This is a genomic window from Novosphingobium aquimarinum (assembly GCF_009746585.1).
In the GTDB taxonomy this organism is placed as follows: Bacteria; Pseudomonadota; Alphaproteobacteria; order Sphingomonadales; family Sphingomonadaceae; genus Novosphingobium; species Novosphingobium aquimarinum.
The window spans coordinates 1-6,304 of record NZ_WRPO01000046.1; the positions used below are offsets into that span (position 1 = coordinate 1).

A 6,304-nucleotide genomic window follows, 5' to 3' on the forward strand; every position below is an offset into this window, starting at 1 on the left:
GCTGTAGATCCCCACACCTCCCTGACTCGGCAGAAAGGCTTCAAGGTGGACGACTTTTACGCCGCCCGCAGCAGGACTATCCCGCCGCTACCGTGGTCGAATATTGCTCCGCCGTTCTCAGCTCCGCCTTGAGCTTCGCCACTTCCTTGCGCAAACGCGCTATCTCCAGCTGCTCCGGCTTCATCTGGCCATGCCCCGGAAATGCCGATGCCGGATCGCTGCCAAAATCGCGCACCCAGTTGCGCAGCACCGTCTGGTGCACAGCAAGATCCCGCGATGCCTGTGAAACGCTGACACCGCGCTCCTTGATCAACCTCACTGCCTCGAGCTTAAACTCGCGCGTAAACTTCCTTCGTTCCATGTTGGTCCTCCAGTTCGATAAAACACCTTTTCTCGGTGTCCATCAAACCGGCAGCAGGCCAGATTTTGTCAGCGGAGTGACATCCTGGAACTGGACCGTCCCTCCCGAAAGCGTGGCAGGGGCCGCCGTTCCTTCCAGCGTGAGCTCCTGGCTCAGCTTCTCACGCAGGAAATAGGCACCGGTGATCCAGTCGAGCGCTCCATCAAAGGACGATCCATTGAGCTGCAGTTCCTGACTGAACTGGTTCTGCCAGACCTTCTGCCCATAATTGGCGATCGCCTTGTCGGTCGCGTCAAAGTCCAAACCGGCCGATTGCTTCAGTGTGCGATAAGCGGTGATCGATTTCAAGGTTGCACCGCCCAAATCCAGTTCGCCAGTCAGCGAGATACCGCGCAGACTGAGGTCGTTCGGCGGCCGATAATCCGAATAGAAACGGTCAAACTTGCCGATATCGGCACGTTGCTCCTCTGACACCAAATTACTGGTCGTCGTGCCCGGGGTGGCAGCGAGCAAGACCACCGCTGGCCCCGCGCCGTTCTGTTCCGTCATGTCTCCGCGGACTGTGAACTTTAGCGCGTCGGAAGGGCGGAAGAGCAACGACAAGCGTCCACTTACCGATTGCCGCTTGTTGAAGTTGCCTTTTCCCAAGCCTAGCTTGGACGTATTCGTTGGCGCTACGAGCACGTCGCCCCAGCCATCCTGCGTCAGCCCAACGACCGAACCGCCAATATAGAGCGTGTCGTTATCCGACAATTCGCGGTTGAATGAAAACTGTCCGCGCAACCCGTTGCGCGATGAGACTTCCATCATAGCCTGCATGCGCTCGGGAGCATCTGGCGAGCGCGTGATGTAACTGATAAGACCGCCAGTGGCGTTCTTGCCATAGAGCGTGCCCTGCGGCCCTCGAAGAACCTCGACACGTTCGACATCGACCAGGTCGAGATTGGCGCCTTGCGTGCGTGGATAATAAACGCCGTCAATATAGATGGCCACGCCCGGATCCATGTTGACAGTGAAGTCGCCCTGGCCAACACCGCGAAGAAAGAATTGGCCGGCTGAACCGCCATTGCCGGAGCCTGCGCTCAGCATGTTGGGAACTGATTGCGTGACCTCGGACAAATTCGTCACCGAGCGGTCCGCAAGCGCTGAGCCGGAAAGAGCGGTCACGGCAACCGGGACATTTTGCAGGCTTTCGGATGTGCGCCGCGCCGTCACGACAATGTCTTCATAGCCTTGTGTCTCACTGGACGGCTTTTGCGTCGGAGCCGTATCCTCGCTCTGCGCCGACGCGTTGACCGGAAAAGTCAGCGCGACCATCGCGACGCTCAGGGACGTCACGGTAAAAACCTTATCGAACTTCATACTTACCTCCCCTTATTCCTATCTAATCGTTCTGAATTTCATCAAAATCCGACGTCCCTGCCGACCTCTCAAACGGGAAGGCTCATGGGTTTCGCCGCTCCTATTCCAGCAGAAGAGCTTGCCGCGCCGAATACGCCGGTGCGTTCAAGTAAATTTGGCCAGCAGCATGCTGCTGCGAAATCAAAAATAGCTGAATGTCCCGAAGGGCGCTGGCGCAGGCACGCGTAAGAGCCGGCGAGTGCTGTGCTGACATCTAGTGTCATGTCCTCTTCCCAATGGGCCTCTTTGGTCTTGGCAGCCGCAAGGCATGCAGGGCGCTGAAACGCCTTGGGCATAGCTAGCTAGATTTCCGTATAATGCAATGCTTTTTACATCGGGTAAAATTGCGGCCGGGTTTTTTGCAGAGAATCCGCAATAGAATCCTGAACTTCAAGCTTCTTCCGACCGACGGAATCGGAAGAAAACCGTCGGTCCGTCGATCGAACGAGCAACGATTCGTCCATCCTCGTTGATCTCGCCAACAGTTCGCGAATTGGACAGCCGCGGCACACGTCGCTCTTGCGCCAGCGATCGCCGCTCAACCCGGGAGCCGCACGGCGAGGCAACTTCTAAACCCCAAACTTCCGTTCGGCTGTCGCGATAAGGGGCGGCACGCAATGGGAACCGCACACCCCCCGTCATGCGCCAATCTGGATTGTCGGCATTGGCCGGCGGTCATCAGCGCGCCTTCAAACGGCCGATCTGGCCAAGCGCCAACTCCTACGGGAGGGAATATGCAGTTGAATCACCCATCGTGGCCTGCGGCCTGCGGCAGCATTCAATGACTCATTGAATAAAGCTCATTGAGTCGCCGCGCCCGACGCCATGATTTGGCAATCGCGCGAGAATATTCGACGCGCTTCCAGACTTTCAGTCGGTATGGCTCTCTTTGGCACCGCCGCGCCGCCGCGAAGGCGACCCCGAAGCGGATTCAAGTGGCCACTTTCCGCCAAGCGCCTCCGTTAACTGCTTGCAGGACGCAAGCAGTTGTGGAGCAATTGCGTTGTCATCCGGTGCTAGCATTCCTTCATAGGCCAGGGCCGAGGCAACTAATACCAAACGTCCCTGGAGATCGAATACCGGCGCCGCGACAGCGCGAAGACCCGGGATGAGATCGCCCTTCACCATAGCAAGTCCAGATGCTCGAACGTCGTCCAGAATTGCATTCGCATCCCCGATCGCGCGCTTTTCTGCGCGCATAACGGTCTTCCCAATCCGTTCAATAAGGGCTGGATCGCCGAAGGCACAAAAAACGCGTCCCGTTGCCGAGCGGAGCGGAGGGAGCACGGATCCGATCGCCAGTGAGGTGATTACAGGAGGCGTACCATCGAACCAGCGGATAATTGTCGGTCCGGCGTCGCCCCAAATGGCCACGAGGCAGGTGCGTCCGGAATCCTTCGCGAACTGTGCGAAGACGTCATCGGCCATCGCGAAAATATCTATTCGAGACAAAGCCGCCAGACCAAGCCGTATAGCTCCGGCGTCTAAATCGTACAGGCCGGAGCGCTGTTCCTGTTTGACCATCTCAGCTTCCATGAGGCTGCTGAGATAGCGATGCGTCTGGCTCGCCGAAAGCGCTGCCGCTTGGGCGATTGACGATAGATTGGCGGCTCCCTTTTGTGACGCGAGCGCGGACAGGACACGCAACCCTACCCCAACGGATTGGATCCCGCGACGTTTGACACTCTTTTCATTGGAAACCACTTGGCCGATCCCTTGCTGTTTAGGACCGGGTAGCATGGACCTTGGCAACCCACCATACCATGTCGTGAGCCGCCGAACGAACGGAAAGCCGGTGCGGGAACCAGTCCCGCACCGGTGGGAGAGCCTGCCTCCGCCAGCTTGCGCGGGCGGAGGCAAGCTGGTCAGAAGCGTGCGCCCACTTGCACGCCGATGCTTCTCCCGCGGCTCATATAGATGCTGTAGCCACCTGGGATCAGTGCCGTGGCGACACCATATTCCTTGTAGGCCTTGTCGGTGAGATTGCGCACGAATACCGATGCTTTCCACCAGGAATCGACCGGAGTCACGGCGAGGTTCAGGTCAACCAATGCCAGGCCCTTTTGATAGCCGAGCGGATCGTCGTTCGTGCCGACATAATATCCAGATTTGGCCATAACCGAGACGCCCGGCGTGACGCGCAGATCGCCAGCCTCGATATCATAGGAGACGTTCAGGGTCCCGCTATACTTCGACTGGAACGGTGTGGGTCTCCCGGACAAGTCCTGCATGCAGACCGTTCCCGGGGGCGCTGCCTCGATTTGTTCCACCGTGCACACACCATTGGGAAAATCCCTGAACGTTGCGTCGAGATAGTTCGCAGTCGCATTGATGCGCAGACCGGTCACCGGCACGAATGTGACTTCGGCTTCGACGCCCTGGGTCCGGGCCTTGCCTACGTTGGTCGTAAATTGCGATGTCCCGAGGAAGGCCGAGAGTTGCAGATCCTCAAACGTGGTTCGGAAGACACCGAGAGAATATTCGAGCATGCGGTCGCCCGTGATCCCTTTCACGCCGACTTCGAACGACGTTGCAGTCTCAGGCGCAAACATAGCCTCTTCGCGGCTGACACCGTTCGCCGGAGTGCCGCCATACGCAATATCCACCCCGCCCTGCTTGGCGCCCTTCACGAATTTGCCGTAGAACATGATGTCGCTGTTCGGCTTGTACTGGATCACGACCTGCGGCTGGAAATGATATTCCTTGCGCTTGAGATCCTTGAACTCATGGCAAACCGCGGCAAACCCGGCCTGCACGAGCGCACATAGCGCTGGATCAGTTTGTGCCAGCACATCAGCCTGGGACGTGTCGAAAGTGACATTGGTGACCAATGGCGCTGCCAAGGACGATTGGTCCGTATTCTGGTGGAGGATGGCGTAGCGTGCACCGGCAGTTACACTGAACTCGTCCGTCAAATGCGCAGTAAGGTTTGCAAAAACGGAGTAATTTTTGTTGCGCTGGTCGATGTCCACGTAGCGCCCCAAAGCTGGCAGGGGAACGGCGATGGCCGGAAAGTTCGCATCGACCACGGTAGCGGCTTTATATTTATTGTCTTCGAAATAACCACCAAAGGTGTAATCAATGCTTCCCGTGTTCACAGTGAAGCGCAATTCTTGGCTAAACTGCTGATAGTGCGTGAACAGGAAGTTGAGATAGTCGGGCAGATCGGACGTGTTGCTCTGCGACCCGCCGGCTCGCGTGTTCAGATACGCAGTGGTAGAACTGATCGTCCCGACGCCTGCATCATAGCTGATATCGGCCTGATATGTCTCGTGCCGCACCTCCACAAATTCGGGCGAGAAGAACGGGGCGCCGGAGGCCGTCGACGTCCTGTAATCGTCGAGCGTGATGTCCGTCTGCTGTCGGTTCGGATTAGTCGACTGTCTGATCTGCTGCCCGGTGCCGCCATTGTCGCGCACGCGGTCATATTCGGCCTTGAGCGAGATCGTCAGGTCGTTGGTTGGCGTCAGGCGAAGAGTACCGCGGACCGCCCGGTTGCGGAATGTTGGTTCGTCACGGCCGGTGAAATTGTTACGGAGCCAGCCCTTGTCGAGGTTTTGAAAGAAGCCCGCGACGCGAAAGCTTGCCCAGTCGCTGAGCGGCACCGTGACGCCGCCCTGGACGATCGTTTCGTCGTGGTTGAATTCATAAGATGCCGATGCATCAGCCTCGAACTCCGACCCAGGCTGCTTTGTCGTAATGTTCAACGCGCCAGCGGTCGTGCTGTTGCCGTATAGGAGAACCTGCGGTCCCTTGAGAACTTCGACCCGTTCAATGTCGAAAAGCGGAAGGCGCGCATGAAGATCGCGGCTGTAGGACACGTTGTCGGTGAATTTGCCGACCGATTGTGCGAATTGCGTTCCATAGGTACCGAACCCGCGCAGGTTTGTGGTCGGAGCGTTACCGGCCAGCGACAGGGTGAAGTTTGGAACGATAGTGACCAGATCGGTCAATCGCGCGATGTTGGCATCCTGCAACTTCTCGCCGGAGACGGCGAGTATCGAAACGGGGACGTCACGCAGTCTCTCTTCACGTTTTTGCGCCGTGACGACAATATCCTGGATGCCGGCGCTCGTAACATCTTCCGCCGTATCGGCAGCGGTGGCCGATGCCGTGGACTGCGCGAAGGCATTGCTTGACATCATGCCAAGGGTGATTGCCGTTCCGGCAAATAATGCTTTACGAATACGCGTATTTTTATGGGTAACCAACATAGTTCCTCCCCTGATTGTCATTTTATTATCTGACCTCTTGAACCTTAGTGAATATGCATTCTTGAAAACATTCTGTTTGCAGTTGTCGATGACTGCCCGTTCCGGGGGCCATTCTCGATGCGAGAAGACGCACCGCCGGGTTCCCAGCCAAGGGACTCCCTGCAAAGATACTGATATTAAGGATGTATGCGCATGGCAGCCTCGTATGTCAACGGCGGAGCAAAAGTCGGCCATTCGGCGGCGTAAAACCAGGCCATCGTGTTACATGCCGGGGGGAGTGGCGTGAGGGCGTAGCCCGAGGGCCACTCCCCCCGGCATTGGTGTAATT

General features: G+C 57.5%; 3 protein-coding genes and 1 pseudogene. All 4 read right to left on the minus strand.

Going from position 1 to position 6,304, the window contains the following annotated elements:
* Positions 1–121: 121 nt before the first annotated feature.
* Positions 122–361: pseudogene (locus tag GQO94_RS20520) on the minus strand (transposase); the annotation flags it as partial.
* Between the two features lie 42 nt (positions 362–403).
* The gene (locus GQO94_RS20525; protein ID WP_037557551.1) at positions 404–1,723 is read right to left on the minus strand and encodes a TonB-dependent receptor; all 1,320 of its coding nucleotides are present in this window, start codon (positions 1,721–1,723) and stop codon (positions 404–406) included.
* A gap of 909 nt (positions 1,724–2,632) precedes the next feature.
* Entirely contained in the window at positions 2,633–3,466 is an 834-nt protein-coding gene (locus tag GQO94_RS20530; protein WP_161786575.1) for an IclR family transcriptional regulator, read from the minus strand.
* 161 nt (positions 3,467–3,627) lie between these two features.
* Entirely contained in the window at positions 3,628–5,976 is a 2,349-nt protein-coding gene (locus GQO94_RS20535) for a TonB-dependent receptor (protein ID WP_198046089.1), read from the minus strand.
* Between the last annotated feature and the right edge of the window lie 328 nt (positions 5,977–6,304).